This window comes from Actinomycetes bacterium (assembly GCA_035506535.1).
Lineage (GTDB): Bacteria > Actinomycetota > Actinomycetes > DATJPE01 > DATJPE01 > DATJPE01.
In genome coordinates this window covers 1-19,786 of the sequence record DATJPE010000062.1, presented here as the reverse complement: position 1 = coordinate 19,786, position 19,786 = coordinate 1, and the positions used below count along the sequence as shown (strand labels likewise).

General features: G+C 70.4%; 18 protein-coding genes and 1 riboswitch. Of the genes, 2 read left to right on the top strand and 16 right to left on the bottom strand.

Annotated features, from left to right (window positions below; genetic code table 11):
- Positions 1-31: 31 nt before the first annotated feature.
- The 16 genes from VMI11_08560 to VMI11_08485 all read right to left on the bottom strand — a co-directional run bounded on the left by VMI11_08560 (position 32) and on the right by VMI11_08485 (position 18,584).
- A complete protein-coding gene (locus VMI11_08560; protein ID HTY72461.1) occupies positions 32-673 on the bottom strand; it encodes a hypothetical protein in 642 nt (213 codons plus the stop codon).
- A 9-nt stretch (positions 674-682) separates the two neighbouring features.
- On the bottom strand, positions 683-1,429 hold the full coding sequence (gene pilO, locus VMI11_08555; protein ID HTY72460.1) for a type 4a pilus biogenesis protein PilO: 747 nt from the start codon (positions 1,427-1,429) through the stop codon (positions 683-685).
- Positions 1,426-2,115, bottom strand: coding sequence for a PilN domain-containing protein (locus tag VMI11_08550; protein ID HTY72459.1), 690 nt, complete (start codon positions 2,113-2,115; stop codon positions 1,426-1,428). Before VMI11_08550 ends, pilO begins: the two co-directional genes overlap by 4 nt.
- Complete coding sequence (gene pilM / locus VMI11_08545; protein HTY72458.1) at positions 2,115-3,176, bottom strand: type IV pilus assembly protein PilM; 1,062 nt, start codon at positions 3,174-3,176, stop codon at positions 2,115-2,117. The genes VMI11_08550 and pilM overlap by 1 nt, the downstream gene beginning before the upstream one ends.
- 134 nt (positions 3,177-3,310) lie before the next feature.
- A complete protein-coding gene (locus VMI11_08540) occupies positions 3,311-4,093 on the bottom strand; it encodes a prepilin peptidase (GenBank protein ID HTY72457.1) in 783 nt (260 codons plus the stop codon).
- Between the two features lie 23 nt (positions 4,094-4,116).
- Positions 4,117-6,165 (bottom strand): hypothetical protein, encoded by a 2,049-nt coding sequence (locus tag VMI11_08535; protein HTY72456.1) that lies wholly within the window; start codon positions 6,163-6,165, stop codon positions 4,117-4,119.
- A gap of 13 nt (positions 6,166-6,178) precedes the next feature.
- Positions 6,179-6,883: a prepilin-type N-terminal cleavage/methylation domain-containing protein gene (locus tag VMI11_08530; GenBank protein HTY72455.1), complete on the bottom strand. Its 705-nt coding sequence runs from the start codon at positions 6,881-6,883 to the stop codon at positions 6,179-6,181.
- Positions 6,883-8,250, bottom strand: coding sequence for a type II secretion system protein (locus VMI11_08525; protein ID HTY72454.1), 1,368 nt, complete (start codon positions 8,248-8,250; stop codon positions 6,883-6,885). The genes VMI11_08530 and VMI11_08525 overlap by 1 nt, the downstream gene beginning before the upstream one ends.
- A gap of 96 nt (positions 8,251-8,346) precedes the next feature.
- Positions 8,347-8,790: a prepilin-type N-terminal cleavage/methylation domain-containing protein gene (locus VMI11_08520; GenBank protein HTY72453.1), complete on the bottom strand. Its 444-nt coding sequence runs from the start codon at positions 8,788-8,790 to the stop codon at positions 8,347-8,349.
- A 129-nt stretch (positions 8,791-8,919) separates the two neighbouring features.
- The gene (locus VMI11_08515) at positions 8,920-9,357 is read right to left on the bottom strand and encodes a prepilin-type N-terminal cleavage/methylation domain-containing protein (GenBank protein HTY72452.1); all 438 of its coding nucleotides are present in this window, start codon (positions 9,355-9,357) and stop codon (positions 8,920-8,922) included.
- 72 nt (positions 9,358-9,429) lie between these two features.
- Positions 9,430-9,512, bottom strand: a riboswitch (cyclic di-GMP riboswitch).
- A 164-nt stretch (positions 9,513-9,676) separates the two neighbouring features.
- Positions 9,677-10,906, bottom strand: a complete 1,230-nt coding sequence (locus VMI11_08510) for a type II secretion system F family protein (GenBank protein ID HTY72451.1) — start codon at positions 10,904-10,906, stop codon at positions 9,677-9,679.
- 11 nt (positions 10,907-10,917) lie between these two features.
- A complete protein-coding gene (locus tag VMI11_08505) occupies positions 10,918-12,345 on the bottom strand; it encodes a type IV pilus twitching motility protein PilT (GenBank protein HTY72450.1) in 1,428 nt (475 codons plus the stop codon).
- A gap of 170 nt (positions 12,346-12,515) precedes the next feature.
- A complete protein-coding gene (locus tag VMI11_08500) occupies positions 12,516-14,180 on the bottom strand; it encodes an ATPase, T2SS/T4P/T4SS family (protein HTY72449.1) in 1,665 nt (554 codons plus the stop codon).
- Positions 14,177-15,577 (bottom strand): O-antigen ligase family protein, encoded by a 1,401-nt coding sequence (locus VMI11_08495; protein ID HTY72448.1) that lies wholly within the window; start codon positions 15,575-15,577, stop codon positions 14,177-14,179. Before VMI11_08495 ends, VMI11_08500 begins: the two co-directional genes overlap by 4 nt.
- Positions 15,574-17,499, bottom strand: a complete 1,926-nt coding sequence (locus VMI11_08490) for a DUF1972 domain-containing protein (GenBank protein HTY72447.1) — start codon at positions 17,497-17,499, stop codon at positions 15,574-15,576. Before VMI11_08490 ends, VMI11_08495 begins: the two co-directional genes overlap by 4 nt.
- A complete protein-coding gene (locus VMI11_08485) occupies positions 17,496-18,584 on the bottom strand; it encodes a glycosyltransferase family 1 protein (protein HTY72446.1) in 1,089 nt (362 codons plus the stop codon). Before VMI11_08485 ends, VMI11_08490 begins: the two co-directional genes overlap by 4 nt.
- A gap of 58 nt (positions 18,585-18,642) precedes the next feature.
- Here VMI11_08485 and VMI11_08480 point away from each other — a divergent pair, with 58 nt between their 5' ends.
- Together VMI11_08480 and VMI11_08475 are read left to right on the top strand one after the other, a co-directional pair.
- On the top strand, positions 18,643-19,470 hold the full coding sequence (locus VMI11_08480) for a glycosyltransferase (GenBank protein HTY72445.1): 828 nt from the start codon (positions 18,643-18,645) through the stop codon (positions 19,468-19,470).
- Positions 19,471-19,528: 58 nt separating this feature from the next.
- Positions 19,529-19,786: SAM-dependent methyltransferase (locus VMI11_08475; protein ID HTY72444.1), on the top strand; the 258-nt coding region annotated here is incomplete at its 3' end.

The window sequence follows — 19,786 nt, the reverse complement described above, 5'->3', positions numbered from 1 at the left end:
CCGGCCACCGGCTGGGTCAGCGAGGGATCGGTCAGGACTGGGTGTTCAGGGTCAGCGGGGTGCCGACGCACGCGGTCCCCGTCTGGTCGCCGTACTGGATCTGGGCGCACTTGCTGCCCAGGTCGTAGAGCTTGAAGAAGGTCGCGAACGTCTGCCCGACGGCGACGCCCGCGTACTTCTTGGTGGTCCCCGCCGCGGTGACGTTGAACGTCGCCTTGCCGGAGCTGATCTTCACCACGTCGACCGTCGCCACCGTGTTCGTGACGGCCGGGCTCGAGGCGGCGACGCTGGACGCCGGGGCGCTGGAGGCCGCCGCGGCCGCCGAGCTCGCGCTCGGCGCCGAGGAGGGCTCCACCAGGAGCGGGTGGAAGGGGTTGCGCCCCTTCTTGTCGCGGCTGGACGCCGGCTTGACCACCACGACCTTGGCCGACTTCGACGCCGTGACTCCGTTCCCGGCCCCGTTGGCGTGCACCGGGGACTGGGCCACCGCGCCGGACGAGCCGGAGCCGCCGCCGGACAGGAAGAGGAACCACACCGCGACGGCGAGAGCGATGGCGACCGCGACGCCCACGACGACGAGGTTCCGCCGGCTGCCCGTGACGGGCGCCTCAGGCACCTCGGCGGGCGGTTCCTCCGTGGCGACTCCGCCGCCGTTGAAGATCTGGTCGGACATGGTCCTCTCCTAGCTGGCCGGGGCGGCGGCCGGTGCGGCGGCCGTACCCGTTGCGGGGGCGGTGGGGGTCGCGGTCGGCGCGTAGAAGATGCGCGTGCTGAGGGTCGCGGTGACCTTGGTGGTCGGGTCGACGCTGGAGGTCGTCGAGCCGCCGTTGGGGTTGGTGACCCCCGGGCTCACGTTGACCGCGTAGACCAGCATTGACCGCTGCAGGCCCTCGACCTTGTTCAGGAACGCCACCAGGTTGAAGTAGCCGCCGGTCACCTGGACCGTGACCGGGATCATCTTCAGGCCCGAGGCGGTGGTCGTCGTCGGCGTCGCGGGGGTGACCGCGGCCGGCGAGGCACTCGTGCTCGAGCTCGCCGACGGCGAGGCCGAGACGGTCGGGGCGACGACCGCGGGGGTCGAGACCACGACCGGGGCGGGCTGCGCCGGAGTCACCGCGAGGAGGACGACTCCGGAGCGGTGGGCGATGTCGGTCAGCGACCGGATGTAGGTCGGCAGCTCAGGGTTCGCGGGCAAGTGCTGGCGGATCTCGGCCAGCTTGGCCTCCATCTTGGGGAGGTCCTTGTTCTGCACCTTCAGCTGGTTGATCTGGGTCTGCAGCGCCGTGTTGGTCTGCTGCTGGGCCGCGGTCTGCGAGTGCAGGTCCGAGACCTGCCCCCTGGCCGGCGACACGAGCAGGAACCACCCCGCCACGAGGACGAGGACAGCGACCGCCGCAGCTCCGAGGCTCCAGCTGCGCATCCGGTTCATCGGGTGCTCCCGGTGGTGGTAGTGGTCGTCGTGTAGCGGTTCGAGTAGCTCTTGTCGGTGAGCACGACGTTGCTCGTGAACACCACGTTGTTGTGGTTGTCGATGGCCACGCCGGCGTGCGCGTCACTGAAGTACGGGTCCGTGTAGTACGAGCCCTTGCCGAGCATCTCCAGCCAGGCCGCGACGTCGGGGTAGCGGAAGGCGACTCCCTGGACGGTCATCTGCGCGACTCCCGTGTCGCCCCAGGACCCGACCGGCGGTGCGGTGCCGTCGATGTCCTCGGTGAGGGAGAGCTGGGTCAGCCAGACCTTCGACGGGATGGTCATCGAGAGGTCGTTGAGGACGTAGGAGAAGCGGATCTCGTGGCCCATGGCGGTGGCCAGCTGGGTCTGCGCGGTCTGCACCGCGGAGTAGGCCGCCGGTACGTCGGCGAACTTGGTGACCTCGGCCTGCAGGGCGACCTGCTGCGTCTGCGCCGACGCGAGGTCCTGCTGCGCACCGGACACCGACGAGTGCGCCGAGTACCACAGCACGCCGACGAGGACCACCGAGGCGCCGACCCCGGCCGCGAGGGCGACCCGCAGGGTGCGGAACTTCGCCTCCTCCGCGATCTCGGGGGGCAGGAGGTCCACCTTCGGCAGCTGCGAGAGGCGGACTCCCGCCGAGGTGGAGGTTGCGGTGCTCATCACGCGACTCCGAGAGCGAGGCCCACCGGCACGACGGCGAGCGGTTCGACGAAGGAGATCTGCTCCGGCGACAGGCCGGTACGACCCACCTCGAGGGACGCCAGCGGGTTGCCCGCGACGACCTCGAGCCGGGTGGCCTGGGACAGGCGGGCGGCGAACCCGTTGAGGCGGCTGCCGCCGCCGGTCAGGATCAGCCGCCGGATCGGCGAGGAGCCGCTGGAGGCCATGTAGTAGTCCAGGCTGCCGCGGATCTCGTCGAGGAGGGCCGAGGCGCCGGTCTCGAGCGCCCGCACGGCTGGCGTCGGGTCGTTGACCGCGCCGTCGGCCTGCAGGCCCATCTGCTGCTTGAGCGCCTCCGCCTGCTGGACCGGCACGCCGGCCCGCTCGGCGACGGACTCCGTGAGGTCCTGCCCACCCATGAGCAGGATCCGGATGAACCGGGGCACGCCGGACTCGTGGACGACGATGTTGGTGACCTTGGCGCCGATGTCCACCAGCGCCTGCACCTCGCCGTTCACGCCGAGCTGGTCGGTGCCCCCGAGGGAGCGAAGGACCGCGAAGGAGGAGAGGTCGACCGTGGTCGGCGTGAGCCCCGCCTTCTGTACGGCGTGCACGGCGTTGAGGACCATCTCCCGCGATGCCGCCACCAGGAGGCCCCGCAGCACACGGTCGCCGTGGCTGCCGGACACCTCCTCGAGCGGGTAGAAGTCGAGCACCGCGTGCTCGACCGGCATGGGGATGTAGTCCTGGACCTGGAACGCCAGAGACTTCTTCAGCTCCGGCATGGGCAGGTAGGGGAGGTCGACCTGGCGCACGACCACCTTCTGGTTCGAGACGCCGATCACCACCTTCTTGCCCGAGAACTTGGTGTGGGCCCACAGCTGGCGGATCGCCTGAGCGACGGCCTCGACGTCGATGACCTCGCCGTCTCGAACCGCACCGTCGGGCAGGGCGACCTGGCCGAACCTGTTGAGCGTGACCTGCCCCTTGCCGAACGAGAGCTCGGCAGCGCGTACTCCCGAAGTCCCGATGTCGAGACCGATGGCGGACCGTCCTGCCACGACGCCTACCCTTTCCGCATGCGGCCCGCAGGCCGCGTGGCTCTCCGAGGGTGGAGACCCTGTCAGCGAATGGATCGGCGGCGGTTCGGGGACGCTTGAGGCGTTGGTCACGCTGATTCGCGCGCGTAACCCATTCAGCCGAGCAGTCCCGAGTACCAGCTGGCGATGTCGGCGCCCCACAGGACGCCGACGAGAGCTCCGGCGATCATGAAAGGCCCGAACGGGACGCGCGACTTGCGTCCGGCACGCCCGGCGAGCATGAGAAGCGCGCCGAGGACACCGCCGAGCAGGAACGCGGTGAACCCTCCGACGATGAGCACGCGCCAGCCGAACCAGCCCAGGGCGAGGCCGACCACGCCCGAGTACTTCACGTCCCCCATGCCCATGCCGCCCGGATAGATGACGCGCAGCACCACATAGAACAGGAACATCGCGGCGGCGTACGCCCACGCGAGCCCGTACGTGCCCCATGCCGAGGACGCGATCGCGGGCAGCAGGAGAAGGACCCCCATGACGGGATAGGACGGCAGGGTCATCACGTCCGGGAGACGCTTCACGTCGATGTCGATGAGGGCGAGCGCCACGCCCATCGCGGTGAAGAAGAGGTACGCCGGCACGGCCCAGGCCTGGTCGCCGACCAGGCGGGCCGTCACCGCGGCGAACAGCACTCCCGTGACGAGCTCGACGAGCGGGTAGCGGACCGAGATCGGCGCCTTGCACCGTCGGCAGCGACCCCTGAGCAGCAGCCAGCTGACCACGGGGACGTTGTCGTACGCCGCGATCGGCCGACCGCACGTGGGGCAGTGCGAGCCCGGGCTGACCAGCGACTCACCCCTGGGCACGCGGTACACGACCACGTTGAGGAACGAGCCGATGAGCAGGCCGAAGACTCCGGCGAGGACGACGGGGGTCAACACGCTCGGCACGCTAGCCGACCGGGTCAGTACTGCGGCGACAGCTCACCGGTGGTCTGTGCACTCCATCGCGCATTCGTCCACTGCGGGAAGTACGGCGGGGAGGAGTACTTCAGCCGGGTGTCGTACCCGTAGTCCTTGAGGTAGCCGGTACCCGACGACCCGGACTGGCCGACGATGCCACGCCACTTCTGGGCGATGGACCCCCGGACGCTGAGCTTGCCGAGCTGCGCGCCGTACTTGTAGTTGTCCACCCAGAAGCTGTGCTGCAGGGTCTGGATCGACGCGTAGATCGCCCTCGCACCCGAGCTCGTGGTCTGCCCCGGGTAGGAGATGTCCGAGTACGTGCTGCCGAAGGTCTGCGTCGACGTCCACGTGCAGGTCTGGCTGGTGCCGTTGCTGCTCGACGTGCTGGGCGCCGTGCCCAGGGTCGTCGAGCTGCTGCACTTGCTGTTGCTGCCGTTGGGCGCTGAGACGTTCGTGTTGCTGCTGCGCGACACCGGGTGGTAGACGATGACCGAGTTGGCCGCGACCAGGCCCATCATGTCCGGCCCGCTGGCGTCCTTGACGTTGCCCGAGCTGTCCGTCGCCGGCGTGGTGGTCGAGAGCGTCAGGTCGTTCGTCACGATGATGTTGTTCTGCGCCGCGACGGTGACCCGGCCGCTCAGGTCGCCCTCGAGGTAGACGTTGCCCTGGCCGCAGTTGAACGTCGACGGGTGGGTGTCGTTGGTCGGAGTCGGGCCCACCACCGTGGGGCCGGAGGACGTCCACGCCGAGGACGTGTTCGCTCGGGTGAAGGTGTACGTCGAGGTCGTGGCCTGGCTGTCCGGGTTGTAGTACGAGATGTCGGTGTTGCCGGAGACCGTCGAGCCGCTGCCAGGCGGGATGACGTCGCCCGCGGTGCTGCCGGACGCGGACCCGTTGACGATCTGGCCGGGGGTGCAGGCCGAGGTGGTCGACGAGTTCTTCACGTAGATGACCAGGTTGTTCGGGACGGGCACCGTCTGCCCCGACGCCGGGGCCAGCGGGTTGGTGCCGGTCCCGCCGGGCTTGAAGTTGGCCGCGACCCCGCAGTTCGTCCCGGAGGGCGTACCCGGGCCCGTGACCGACGTTCCGGCGCTCATCGTGTTCCAGACGGTCATCGTGCCGTCGCCGTTGAACCGGATACGGGTGTCGCCGGTGTAGTCACACCCGGGGTAGTTCGCGAACTGGTCACTGTTGTCGGGCAGGAACAGCTGGGAGGCGTACGTCGCCTTGTAGCCGGTCCCGATGATCGGGGTGGCGTTCCCCGAGCGCACGCAGTTGGAGACGTTGTACGGCGTGTTCGCACACTTGGGGTCGGAGGTCTCGTAGCCCTGCTTGAAGGTCGCCGAGCCGCCCATGTACGGCGTGTCGTTGAAGTGGGCCTTGCCGTTCAGCACGTCGCCGGCGACGAACTGGATCTCCACACAGCCGGAGCGGGTCTGGAACCAGTACTTGGCGTTGGTCGGACCGGTCCCGCCACAGGCGGCGCTGGGGGTGCTCGAGTACACGAATGTGTTGGCCGGGTCGGCGTCCTCGAAGTCGGTGTAGTACAGGAACTGCGTCGACCCGCCGCGAGACACGAGTACCTGGATGCTGCGGTCGACCCCGTTCACCCGTCCGGTAGAGGTGACGCGGATGACGCCCTGGGAGGACAGTGACGAGGTGTCGACGTCGTAGTGGAAGTAGCCCGCCTTGGTGTTGCCCGGGTCCACCTTCTGCCAGCCGGGTGGCGTGCTGGAGGTCCAGCCGCAGCTGTTCGTCCCCGCCTTCGGCCCCTGGAGCGCGAGGTTCGTGCAGTCGACCGAGCTCCAGTAGCTGTCGTTCTGGTTGAGCTTGGCGATGTAGTCGTCCACGCCGGCCTGGGCGGCGGCCAGCGCGCCGTTCCAGTCCTGGTCGTGCCGGGCCTGCGGCTGCACCTGAAGGGCGTAGGCGAGGGTGACGCCGAGCAGCACGGTGAGAACCATGATGGTGCCCATCACCATGATCATCGCGATGCCTTCGTCCTGCCCGCGCAGACGGGCGCGGAGGAGCCGGCTCAGCTTGAGGATCATCAGGGGACTCCAGTCAGCTCGACGAGGCCTGGGCCACGGCGTCGGCGTTCGGCAGGGCTACGCGCTCGGTCAACGTGACCGGCGCGACCGCAGGGGTTTGCTGCAGCTTCAGGACGATGTCGATGCTGTCGACGCTGGGCAGCTCGGTCGCGTCCAGCGGCGGCGAGATCGGCGCGCCCGACGCGTCGTAGTAGGTGAACAGGACCTGCGACGTCACGACGTGACGGGCGAGGACGCGCGTGTAGACCACGCAGCCGGTGGTGCCCGCCGTGCAGGTGTACTGGTAGTTGTAGTCCGTCGCGGCGTGCGGGTTCGGCCCGTGCACGTACTCCGTCAGGACGCCGGTGGAGCTCACGCTGTAGGACACCTGGCTCGGTCCGACGACGTTCGCGTTGTTGTTCAAGTTCGCGTAGAACTGCACGCTCCTCACGTCGCCGGCGATGAAGGCGGCCGAGTCGCATCCGGAGCATGTTCCGTTCAGCTGCGACGGGAGGACCGAGGTGCGCAGGTTCTTGCTCATGGAGTCCATGGCGACCTTGGCCTGCTGGACCTCGTCCAGCCGGGTCGCGTTCGAGCCGACGTCCTTCTCCGCGGTCACGGTCGTGACCTGCACCATCGCCAGGACGACGCCCAGGATCGCGGTGACCACCACCATCTCGACCAGGGTGAGCCCACGGTCTCCGTGCAACCGACGCCGAAGCGCGTGCAGCATGGTCATCAATTCACCACCAGAGGAACCGTCGTGGCCGCGCTCGTGGGCTGCAGCGCGCCGGTGCTCGGCCAGCTGCCCGACGCGGAGGTCTTGCCGCTGACCTGTAGGGTCCACGCCCCCGCCGGCAGCGAGGTCATGAGCGTCCCAGTGGAGTCGGTGACGCCCAGCGTCAGCGGGTTCTCCGTCGTGAGGCAGCCGGTCGCCGACGCCGGGGACGCGACGATCGTCAGGTTCGGCTGGACGACTCCGGAGCCGTTGGCCACCGTCACCTTGACGGGAGCGAGGCGGATCGAGACCGAGCCGGTGGATCCGGGGGCGATGACCGTGGCGGCACCACGGGAACCGCCGCTGGCCGCGGGGTCGGACTGGCCGCAGGAGCCCACCCACGCGGTGTAGCCGTCGGTGAAGGGCCACAGGTTGTCGATGGAGCCCGAGCTGCTCGAGGTCAGGACGACCGCCTTGGTCCCCGAGGGCTGCAGTCCGGTGTTGGCGATCACGACGGTGGGGCTGGTCGTGGCGTAGGACGAGGGCAGGTTGTAGCCGGCATCGGTGCCGAGGCTGACGTTGAGCTTGGCCTTCTGGTCGTACGAGAACTGCACCTGCTGCAGCGTCCCGGACGACACGGTCGCGGTCTTGGACGGCGTCGGGCTGCCGTAGTAGTCGACGAAGCCGGTCTCCCCCAGCGAGACGGTGTAGGTGCCGGCCGTCGCCTCGGCGAACACCGCGCAGCCGTCGGACCCGGTCACGTCCGAGTCGCTACCACCCGGGCCGCTGATGCTGACGGTGCGGCCGGAGTTCGGGGCGCCTGAGGAGTTGAGCACCTTGACCGCGACGTAGCCGTAGGTGTTGGAGATGCTGCCCTTGGGCGGCGTCAGGAGAGTTGACGACGTGACCGGCTTGACCCCGGCCATGTTGCTCCACGACACCGTGACGGTGACCTGGTACTCGGGGTACTGGACGGACGACCCCCCGTCGCAGGGGCTCACGCCGCTACCTGCGATGAGCGGCTCGACGTTGCGGATCACCGTGTATGGCGTGTTGTCGACCACCAGCGGCTGGCCCGCCGTCCCGCCCGGCAGCGGGTGTCCGTCCACCACGTAGTCGTTGGCTGCCAGGTTGGTGGGGCCGGAGGACGACGCGTAGAACTCGTTGCGGGTGATCTCGAGCTCGCGCGCGGCCAGGTCCGATGCCTGCACGCGGCTCCGGTCGCTGCGCGTGGACTTCATCGCGGTCAGGAAGCCGCTCATGATCGCGGTCGCCGCGATCCCGAAGATGACGATAGCGAGCATGAGCTCGACAAGAGACAGTCCTTCGTCAGTGGAAGGGTCCAGCCGCCAGCGCAGCGTTCCCCACCGGACCCGAGTCCTCCGCATGGTCGAGGAATCGGCATCCGGGAGGTCGGTCTTGAATGCTCCGGACGAGCGACGGCCCCCCGAGCCGAGCTCGGGGGGCCGTCGACGTGCGATGCGTCAGCGGGTCACGCTGTCGCCCGCCGTTCCTGTCGTGGTGACCGGGCAATCGGTGGCGCCCTTGGGCTGGATGCCGCCGGCCGCGCTGTCCCAGTACCAGGTCGTCGGTGACAGAGCGTGCTTGGCGCTCAGGCAGTAGCTGATCGCCGAGTTGAACCGGACCACGCTGAGCGTGACCTTGCGGGTCGGCAGCACGTTGTCACCGTCGGAAATCAGGTTGGCGATGGTTCCGTAGCTGTCGACGTTGTTCGTGAGGTAGGTCTCCTCGAACTCCGCGAGAGTCCTCATGTCCGACTTCGCCGCGGCGTCGTAGGCCCGCTGCCGCTGGTTGAGGTACACCGGGATCGCGATAGCCGCCAGGATGCCGATGATGATGATGACGACCAGCAGCTCGATCAGGGTGAAACCCTCGTCCTCGTTGTTAGCTGTGTCTTGCACGCGCATCTCACCTCCCCCCTTCGTGAAGGAGCCGGATCAAGTCGACGGCGGCGCCTGCCTCACACACCGTGTAGTGCGGAAGGTGGGGGTGGCCGTGGTCGGCCACCCCCACCCTCTCAGCGGGTCAGCGCCTGATTAGTAGGTGCCGCACGCGGTGGTACCGGAAGGCTGGAGGCCACCCTGGCTCGAGACGTAGAAGAAGCCGTTGGTGGTGTCGGTGCCCTTCGGGTTCTTGCCCTGGATGCAGTACGCGGTGCCGGCGGTGTTGACGGCGACCGTGACGGTGTTGCCGGGCGAGAGCTTCACGGTGTCAGCACCGATCACGACGCTGCCAGAAGCAGCGGTGCTGATGGTGACGTAGTTCTGGTTGTCCGTGAAGTAGGTCTCCTCCTCGTTCGCGACGGTCCGGAGGTCGGACTTGATCGAGGCGTCCACAGCCTTCTTGCGCTGGTTGAGGAACACCGGGATCGCGATCGCGGCGAGAATGCCGATGATGATGATCACGACGAGGAGCTCGATGAGGGTGAAGCCCTCGTCCTTCTCCTCCATCGACTTGCGAATGCGAGCGAGCATGCTCTTCCCTTTCCGGGACATCGGGTGAGCTTCTCCGGCACTTCCCCCTCGTGCGGACCCGAAGGTCACGACCGAGGCAGCTGGGCCGACCTGCACGTCCCGCAGGCCCCCTGGCTTTGCGACCCCGCCTCGCGGCGGGTGTGCCCTTTCTGGCCGTAGCAGCTCGATGACACTGCTGTTGTCGTCATCGGTGGACCCGGACTTGAGGGCTGATCAACTCCAGGACCGGAATCACCCGTGCGGGCGCAGGCGCATCACCACGAGCACGCGTGGAGGCGGCGCCGGCGTCCCGCCGGCGCCGCCTCGCGCGGTCCCTGATCTACTGGATGAGGTTGAAGATCTTGAAGATCGGCATGTAGAGCGCAATGATCATCGACCCGACAAGCGCGCCGAGCACCGCGATCATCAGCGGTTCGATGAGGGCCGTCAGCGACTCCGTCGTGGACTCGACCTCCTGGTCGTAGAACTCGGAGATCTTGTGCAGCATGGCGTCCAGGGCACCGGTGTCCTCACCCACCGCCATCATCTGCACGACCATCGGGGGGAACACCGGGTGCATGGCCAGCGGTGCCGTGAGGCTCTCGCCTCTACGCACGCTCTCCTGAACGTCGCGGATGGCGTGGGCCAGCACGATGTTGCCGGTGGTGTCGGAGACGATGTCCAGGCTCTGCAGGATCGGGACGCCCGAGGAGAGCATGGTGCCGAGGTTGCGGGCGAACCGGCTGATGGCGATCTTCTGGAAGAGGTTCCCGAAGATGGGCAGCTTGAGCTTGATGGGGTCGATGACCGAGCGGACCCGCTCCTGGTGCTTGATCCGCTGCCACACGATCATGCCGACGATGACGCCGACGACGAGCAGCGGAGCCAGGATCTTCAACAGGTGCGAGGCCTCGATGAGGACCCGGGTCGGGAACGGCAGCTCACCGCCGAGCGTCTTGAACATCTTCGCGAAGACCGGGACGATGAACAGCAGCATGCCGACCACGGCCAGGATCGCGATGCAGAAGACCACGACCGGATAGGTCATCGCCGACTTCACCTTGCCGCGCAGCTTGACCTCGGCCTCGTAGTTCTCGGCGATCTGGAGCATCACCGAGTCGAGGAAGCCGCCGACCTCGCCGGCCCTGGTCATGTTCACCATGAGCGGCGGGAAGATCTTCGGGTGCCGGCTCAGCGCTACCGACAGCGACTGGCCGGTCTCCACGTCCTGGCGCACCTCGGTGAGCGTCGCAGCGAGCGCCTTGCTGCTCGTCTGCTCCTCGAGGATGGTGAGCGCGCGGAGCAGCGAGAGCCCCGCGTTGATCATCGTCGCGAACTGGCGGGAGAAGACCGCGAGGTCCTTCAGCTTCACCGACGAGCCGAGCTTCGGCAGCTTCAGCTCCATGGAGAGCCCGGCGTTCTTCTGGGCCGCGATGCTCACCGGGGCGTAGCCCATGCTCTTGAGCTTGCTCGCGACGGCGGTGGGCGAGTCCGCGTCGATCGTGCCGGTGACCATCTTCCCGGACCGGTCACGGACCGAGTACCGGTAGGTCATCGTCGCAGTTGCCATCGGTCTGCCTCTCAGCCCCGGCCCGTGAGCCGGTTGAAGTCCTCGATGTGGTGGCACTTCTCCAGGCCGGTCTCATAGGTGATCCGGCCCCGCTTGACGAGCTCCGCGAGGTGCTGGTCCATGGTGTGCATGCCGTGCTGCGCGCCGGCCTGCATAGCGCTGTAGATCTGGTGCGTCTTGCCCTCACGGATGAGGTTGCGGATCGCGGGGGTCGCGACGAGGACCTCGGTCGCCACGACGCGCCCCATGCCGTCGACGGTGCGTGCGAGGGTCTGGCAGACGACCCCCTGCAGGCTTCCCGCGAGCTGGACCCGCACCTGCTGCTGCTGGTGCGGCGGGAAGACGTCGATGACACGGTCGATGGTCTGCGCCGCGTCCTGGGTGTGCAGGGTCGCGAAGACCAGGTGGCCGGTCTCAGCGGCGGTCAGCGCCACCGAGATCGTCTCCAGGTCACGCATCTCGCCGACGAGGATGATGTCCGGGTCCTGCCGCAGCACGTGCTTGAGCGCGTTGCCGAAGGACAGAGTGTCCTCGCCGACCTCGCGCTGGTTGACCAGGCAGGACTGGTGCTGGTGGAGGAACTCGATGGGGTCCTCGACCGTCATGATGTGGTCGCGCCGCTGGCGGTTCGCCAGGTCCACGAGCGAGGCCAGCGTTGTCGACTTGCCCGACCCGGTAGGTCCGGTGACGAGGACGAAACCTCGGGGCAGCATCGCGAAGTTGGCGGCGGCCGGCGGGATGCCGAGGTCCTCCAGCTTCTTGATCTCGTAGGGGATCAGCCGGAACGCCGCTCCCAGCGAGTCGCGCTGGCGGTAGATGTTGACCCGGAAGCGGGCCTTGCCCGGCACCGAGTAGGAGATGTCGAGCTCGAGGAACTCCTCGAACTTCTCGCGCTGCTTCTGCGTGATCGCCGCGTAGAGCATCCGCTGGATGACCTGCGGGGTCATCACCGGGTACTCCTCGAGCGGCGTCAGGTGGCCGTTCAGGCGAAGCTGCGGCCGCGAGCCCGTCGTGATGTGCAGGTCGGACGCGCCGCGAATCAGGGTCTGCTCGAGCAGGTCGTTGAGGTTGACCTCCTCGCTACCGGGCAGTTCCTCGGTGCTGATGCGCGAGAACGTGGCGGCGCCGGAGTCGTCGGCCACGGCGATGGCCGGTTCGAGCTCGGCGACGAAGGACGACGGCTCGTAGGTCAGCGAGTCGAGCGAGGGCTCGGCCGCCGGGACCGGGGCCGGGGGGGCCACCGCGGGCGCCGGGACCGGGGGCGTGTACGACACCGGCGGGTACGCCGGGGCCGGCGCCGTGCCGAACGCGGCGTGCGAGCCGAACGGGCTCGGCTCGACGGGCGTCGCGACGTATGGCATCTGCGTCAGGGATCCCGACGGCTCGGCCGGCGCGTACGTCGCCGGAGGCAGCGCCTCCGCGGGCGGAGCGCTGGGCATGGGAACGGGTCCGTTGTCCGGCTCCGGGAGGGGGACCGGTACCGGTGCGGGCACGAAACCGCCGTTGTGTCCGGAGGTCTCCACGCTGTTGCCCCTTTCCGGCGCGCGCACGGTGCGGGCGCTCTCGGATTGGGATCGGCCCGTGGGCCCCCCGGCTTGAGCCTTCGTCGCTAGACGACGACGCGGAGGATCTCGTCGATGGACGTCACGCCCGCCAGGACCTTCTGCATCCCGTCCAGGCGCAGCGAGACCATGCCCTCCGCGTTCGCCACCGATTGGATCTGCGAAGCCGAGGAGTGCTCGACGGTGAGCCGTTCGATCTGCTCCGAGTTCGGCATCACCTCGTGCAGAGCCAGCCGACCCTTGTACCCGGTCTTGGCGCAGGCCGAGCAGCCGACCGGCCGGTAGAGCGTGGGGAGCGGCTCACCCTCCTGCCACGGGAACCGGGCGGTGAGCAGGGCCTCCGCGGTGGGGACGTACGGCTCCTTGCACTTCAGGCACAGCCGGCGGGCGAGCCGCTGGGCGAGGACGCAGTCCACCGCCGAGCCGACGAGGAAGGGCTCGATGCCCATCTCGGTCAGCCGGGTAATGGCCGAGGGCGCGTCGTTGGTGTGCAGCGTCGAGAGCACGAGGTGACCGGTCAGCGCCGCCTCGACGGCGATCTGCGCCGTCTCGTGGTCACGGATCTCACCGATCAGCACGATGTCCGGGTCCGACCGCAGGATGGAGCGCAGGGCCGAGGCGAAGGTCAGCCCGGCCTTGTTGTTGACCTGCACCTGGTTGACGCCGGGCAGCCGGTACTCGACGGGGTCCTCGACCGTGATGATGTTGACCTCGGGCCGGTTGAGGATGTTCAGCGTGGCGTACAGCGTGGTCGACTTCCCGGAGCCGGTGGGACCGGTCACCAGGATCATGCCGTAGGGCTTCGTGAAGCTGCGCGAGAAGCGCTCGTAGTTGTGCTCGGAGAAGCCGAGGTCCGAGAGGTCGAGGCGCGCCGTGGAGTTGTCCAGGATGCGCATGACGATCTTCTCGCCCCACACGGTGGGGAGGCTCGCGACGCGCAGGTCGATCTTGCGGCCGTTGGCGTTGACCGAGAGCCGGCCGTCCTGCGGGACGCGCCGCTCGGCGATGTTGATGTCGGCCATGATCTTCAGCCGGCTGATGACACCGGACTGGATCGTCTTGGGCGAGCGCATGACCTCGTGGAGCACGCCGTCGATGCGGTAGCGGACCTTGAGCTCCCGCTCCCCCGGCTCGAGGTGGATGTCGGAGGCGCGGTCCTGGATGGCCTGGGTGATCAGGGCGTTGACGTACTTGACGATCGGTGCGTCGTCGACGACCTCGCGGACCTTGGAGAGGTCCTCCTCCTCCTCACCCGCGTCGAGGATCGCCGTGAGGTCGTCCAGCTCGCTGTCGGCGCGGTAGTTGCGGTCGATGGCCGCGAGGACGTCCGCCTTCGTGGCGACGACGGGCCGGACCTCCATCTGGCAGCGAGCGCGGATGTCGTCGATGGCCAGCACGTTCGCCGGGTCGGCCATGGCGAGCAGCAGGCGACCGTCCTCGTAGCCGATGGGCAGGACCGTGTACTGCCGGCACACCGCCGCGGGCACCTGCGCGACCGCCGTCGGGTCGATCGAGAAGTCGGCGAGCTCGACGAAGCGCATGCCGATCTGCTGGGCGAGCGCCGAGACCAGCTGGGACTCGCTGAGCACCCCCTGGTCGACGAGCACGCGGCCGAGCGCGCGCCCCGCCCGCTGCTGCTCCTCGTAGGCGGCGGCGAGCTGCTCGTAGGTGACGAGGCCACCTTCGAGCAGGATGTCACCGAGCTGCTTCACGGACCGACCCCCAGGTAGCGCGACAGCGAGACGTTGCTGATGTGGAAGCCCTGCCCCCACGCGAGGGCGCCCGCGAGGACGATGAGCGCGACGAGCGCGACGCCGGCCGTCACGGCCAGCCGGCCGCCCCGGGCCGGCGACGTCGAAGCCGGCCGCGCCCCGGCCATCCCGACGAGCATCCCCAATGACCCGGCGACCGCCGGGAAGGTCCAGTCGAAGTCCACGAGACCGTGCGCCAGGAGGCCGAGAGCGGCCACCGCGGCCGCCGCCGGCACGCCGTCCCACCGGGCGGGGCGGCGCAGGCGCAGGAGGCACACGAGCACGGCGCACAGGAGCGCGGCGGCCGTCGGCACCGCGAGGACCAGCCCGCCCTCCGCCGCGGCCTGCAGCAGGCCGTTGTGCGCGAACGGAGAGGCGGGGACGTCCGGCTTGGGCACGTACCCGGCGAGCAGCCGGCCGTAGCCGGTACCCGAGACCGGGTGCTGGCGGAAGGCCGACCACGCCTCGTGCCAGAAGGTCAGCCGGTAGCCGCCGTCCAGGGCGACGCTCTGGCCGGCGCTCTGGCGGGCCACGGTGGCTCCCAGCGGGGACGCACCCCCGGGGAAGAAGAGGGGGCTCGTCAGCAGCCACGGCGCCAACGCGCAGACCAGCGTGAGCAGACCGGCTCGCCTGGCCCGGCGAGCGGGTCGATCCGCCGAGGCGATCTGCAGCGCCGCCACCACGACCCAGCCGACGAGAAGGACGGCCAGGGACGCCCGGCTGGAGGAGAAGACGACGCCCGACACCGCGAACGGGGTGGCCAGCCATCCGGCGGCGCGCCAGGGCCGGCGTCCGGCCAGGACGAGGGCGAGGCCGAGGAGCGCCGGCGCCACGAGATAGGCGGCGTACGGGTTCCACCAGTAGAACGTGCCGACCATGGGGCCTGGGGCCGAGCCACCGCCGCCCCACCACGCCTCGAAGCCGAGACCGAACTCCACCAGCCCGGCCAGGCAGACGCCAGCGGCCAGCGCGTGCATCCGGACGCGGGACCTGGCCCACGCAGCGACGAGCACCGCGAGGCCCGCCGACAGGACGTACGTGCCGGCGGCGACGGCGCCCGCGCGCCCGACGCCGGCGACCGGGACCACGACGAGCGCGGCCGCGGACACCCACGCGGCCAGCGCCAGGGCCCAGGTGGGCAGGACGCGCCACGGGCGTACGACAGCCAGCGCGACGCCCAGCAGCACGAGGCCGACGGCGAGGACCCCGGCGTCGCGCCCTCCGCCTCCGTGGACGAGACCGGAGCCCCACCACAGCAGTGCCGCGGCGAAGGCCAGGAACGGCAGCGTCCGCGCCACGGCGGGAGTCCGCGACGGGGCCTCGACCTCGACCGGCGCGGGTGCGGCGGTGAGCGTCACCTGAGCGTTGTCGGCGTACTCGGCGTCAGCCTTGACTCGCGCGCTGCGGCCGGCCCGAACAACAGCCGTTCGTAGTCGGCCGCCACCGACACCCAGGAGTAGCGCTCGGCCGCCCAGTCACGCGCCCGGCAGCGCAGACCCGTCAGCTCGGCCTCCGGAAGGGCGAACGCGCGACCGAGCATCTCGACCAGCTCGTCCTCGTCGGCCCAGTACCAGGCGACGTCCCCGGCGACCTCGCGGTTCTCCGGGGTGTCCAGGACCAGGCAGAGGTTGCCGGCGCCCATGGCCTCGACGAGCGCGGGGTGCGTGCCGCCCACCTCGGTGGCGTGCACGTAGCAGCGGGCGTTGGCGAGCAGACCTCGGTAGCCCTCGCCGTAGATGGCGCCCGGCAGGACGGCATCGTGACGCGCCCACGAGTGCACCTCTGCCTGCAGGGCGTCGTCGTAGGCGGCATGGCCGAGCATCACCAGCCCCACCGTGGCGGCGGACCGGGCGTGCGCCCGCGCCACCAGGTGTGGGTTGTTCTCACGCTCCCAGCGGGAGACGTACAGCGCGTAGCCGTCGGGGGCGACAGCGAGCTCCGGGGGAACGGGGACGGATCCGCGCGCCAGCTGAGGGGCGCCGTAGGGCACCATCACCGAGTCGGTGTCGTGCCGGACCCGGTAGTACGTGCGCACCTCCTCGGCGTCGGTCACCAGCACCGAGGCGAAGCGCACCGACAGCCACTCCCCCATCCGGTACCACGACCTCCCGAGGACGCCCCACTTCCCGCGACGCCACTCCAGGCCGTCGACGTTGAGCACGACTCGGCGCCCGCACAGACGCAGGAAGGGCACGACGGGTGCGTTCGCGGCGTTGCACAGCAGGACGTCGCGCGGGCCGCCGGTGAGGACGAGGTGCGCCGCCGAGAGGACGGTGTGCACGACGGTGTCGAGGTACTTACTGCGCACCGTGGGCAGGGTCACCAGACGGATCCCCCGCCACTGATCGCGGGCAGTCGCGAAGTGGCTTCGGCCGTAGACGGTCACGGGGATGCCGTCGGCGACCAGGCAGAGCGACAGCTCCTGGGCGAAGGTCTCGAACCCGCCGTAGTTGGCGGGGATCCCCCGCGTGCCGAGGACGGCCACCCCCGCACGCCGCCGGTCGCGAGCCGGCGTGCGCTCGGCTCGCCGGCGGGGAACGGCGCCACCGAGGCGGAGGAGTGGGATGCCCTGCAGGTGGGTCACCGACGTGACCTGGGCGTCGAGGTCCATCGCCCGGGGCGCGACGAGGACCTCGACGTCGTGGCCGGCGAGGGCGCGGGCCAGCCCGCCGACCGTGGCGGCGTCCAGGTGCGGCGGGACCAGCAGCCCGTCGACGCGCAGCTCGGCCACCCTGGCAGCCGTCTGCGAGGGGGTGAGACCCTCGGGCACGCTGCCGACGATCGTGAAGGGTGCCCCCGACGCCCTGGTCAGGTCGGCGACCAGCCGGCGCATCGCGGGCGCGTCACCGAGGACGGCATAGGTCTCCAGCGCCACCCCCAGCGGGACGAGCGCCCGTCGGCAGCGCGCGATGGCGGCCCGACCGGCGACCAGCCCGGCGGAGGTCCCCGCGAACACCAGCGCGACCCAGGCGACGCCGGGTCCGCGCGGGGAGGCGAGGAGGGCCGCCGACCCGACCGCGGAGGCCACGACGCCGCAGGTGAAGGCGGCACCGGCGAGGCGGGCCCCTGGCCGGAGCACGGCCCGACGGTAGAGGCCGGTCAGCCGGGCCGCGACGACGGTGGCGACCACCAGTGCCGCCTGCCAGGCGAGCGCGATGGTCATGTGCCGGTGCAGGACGTGGGCAACCCCCGCCAGCACGGTGACGAGGGTGAGCACGTCGAGCAGGAACAGGACGAGGTCGGAGCGCCGCCGCAGCGCCAGCGCGCGGCGGGCGCTCATGAGGCGGCCAGCGCGAGCGCGGCCTCGACCACGTCGGCGGTCTTGGTCCAGCTGAACGACTCGGCCCGGCGCAGCCCGGCGGGGACCAGGCGGCCCCGAAGCGCGGCGTCGTCGAGGACCGCCGCCAGCGAGCCGGTCCACGCCTCGACGTCGTCGGGGTCGGCGAACACGGCGGCGTCGCCGCCGACCTCGGGCAGGCAGGTCGACGTGCTGCTGACCACCGGCAGGCCCGCGGCCATCGCCTCGATGAGCGGGATCCCGAAGCCCTCGTGGCGGGAGGGGAAGGCGAGGACGTCGGCGCTGCGGTACTCCCGGGCCAGCTGCTCGACGGGAACCGGCCCGACCAGGTCGAGCGCGTCGCCGAGCGCCCGGCGCAGCTCCCGTACGACCTCGTGGCCGGCCGCGGGCACGGGACCCACGACCCGCAGCCGCGCCTGCGGGTGGGTGGCGCGCAGCGCGGCGACGGCCCGGGCGAGGACGGCGAGGTTCTTGCGCGGGAGGACCGTCCCGACCGCGAGCACGCTGCCCGTGCCCGGGCGGCCCTCCGGCGTCTCGGCGAGGGCCCGGGCGAGGTCGGCGTCGACGGCGTTGCCCGCGACCATGACGCGGTCGGCCGCGAGGCCGTACGTGTCCATGACGTCGGCACGGGTCCACTCGGTGGGCACGAGGACCACGCGTGCCCGGCGGGCGCTGCTGCGGATGGTGGCCCGGTAGCGCGCCAGGGTCCGGGGCGGGATCCACTGCGCGGCCTCGGGATGCTCGAAGGAGACGTCGTGGATCACGACGACGCCGGGTACGCGGCGGGAGGCGAACGGCGGGAGCGTGTACTGCACCAGCAGCGCCTCGGGGCGCAGCCGGCGGGTCAGCCTCGGCAGGTCGTAGGCCAGCCGGCGGCTGCTTGACGGCGACACCTCGTGCACCCGATCGGCGGTCCACGACGGGTCGAGCCAGCACCGGCCCGCCGCCGTGACCGCGACGTGCGCCTGGCTCGGCCGCTCGGCCAGCTCGGTGGTCACGCCCCTGGCCCACGTCTCGTTCCCGGTCTGACCGTGCCCGAGGTGGTGGGCGTCGATAAGCACCGGCACGGTGCGACCACCCTCCTCTCCCCGGGACGACCCGTGTCCCGCTGGCATGATCTGTCTGGTGACCCCGCCCCGGCCCGCGATCCGCGCGGTGCTGGTGAACTACCACTGCGCCGACCACATCGAGCAACGGCTCGCATCCGGGGTCTTCGAGTCCCTCGACGAGGTTCTTATCGTTGACAACGCCTCCGACCCTGAGCGCGTGGCGGGTTGGAAATCGGCGTACGGCGTCACGCCGGTGCTCCTCCCCGGCAACGTGGGCTTCGCCGCTGCGGTGAACGAGGCGGTCCGGCGCTCGACGTCGAGCGGCCCGATCCTGCTGCTGAACCCGGACGCCGACCTGGACCGTCGCGGCCTGCGACGGCTGCTTCGCGAGCTGGCGGGGGCGGACGCGGGGGCGGACGCGGTGGCGCCGCTGCTGCGCGACACCGGCGGGGGCGTCCAGGTCGGCGCCGGAGGTGGACCGCTGACGCTTCGGTCGGTGACGACGTACTTCCTGTTCCTCTCCCACGTCGTGCCGCGCGCCCGGGGCATCTTCTTGACCCGCCGGCAGATCGCGCGCGGGGCGGCCGCGGACTGGCTGTGCATGGCGTGCCTGCTCCTCGCGCCGGACGCCTTCGAGCGCTTCGGTCCGATCCCCGAGGACGAGCTGGTGTACGCCGAGGACGTGGCGTGGGGCACCCGTGCGACCCGGCGCGGCGCCCGGTTCCGGCTGGTCCCCGAGGTGTCGGTGGAGCACGAGCAGGGCGTCTCCGGCGGCGGCGACGCCTGGGTCGGGGCTCTCGAGCGGCTCTACCTGCGCCGGCTCGGCGCCCTGCGCGGGCGGGTCGCGGTCGGCGTGATGCGGGTGGGCCTCGCCGTCCGCGAGGTGCGCAGGGCGCTGCGCTGAGCGCGAACCTCACCCGTTCGGACTAAGGCAGCGCGGCCCGGATGACGATGAAGGCCGCATGCCCCGGATGTCGTCGGAGTCCGTGCAGCACGAGGTGTGGGAGTCGCTCGGCGAGAGCGACCCCGACTGGGCCGTGCTCACCGACCAGCGGCGCCGCAACCGGGGCTGGGAGAACGATCTCGACGCCTTCTACGCGACCGGCTCCGCGGAGATCCGCGACGTCCTCGCCGCGCTGCCCGCCGGCGTGGGGCGCGGGGTCGCCGTGGACTGGGGGTCGGGGACCGGCCGGCTCACCTTCGCCCTGGCCGAGCACTTC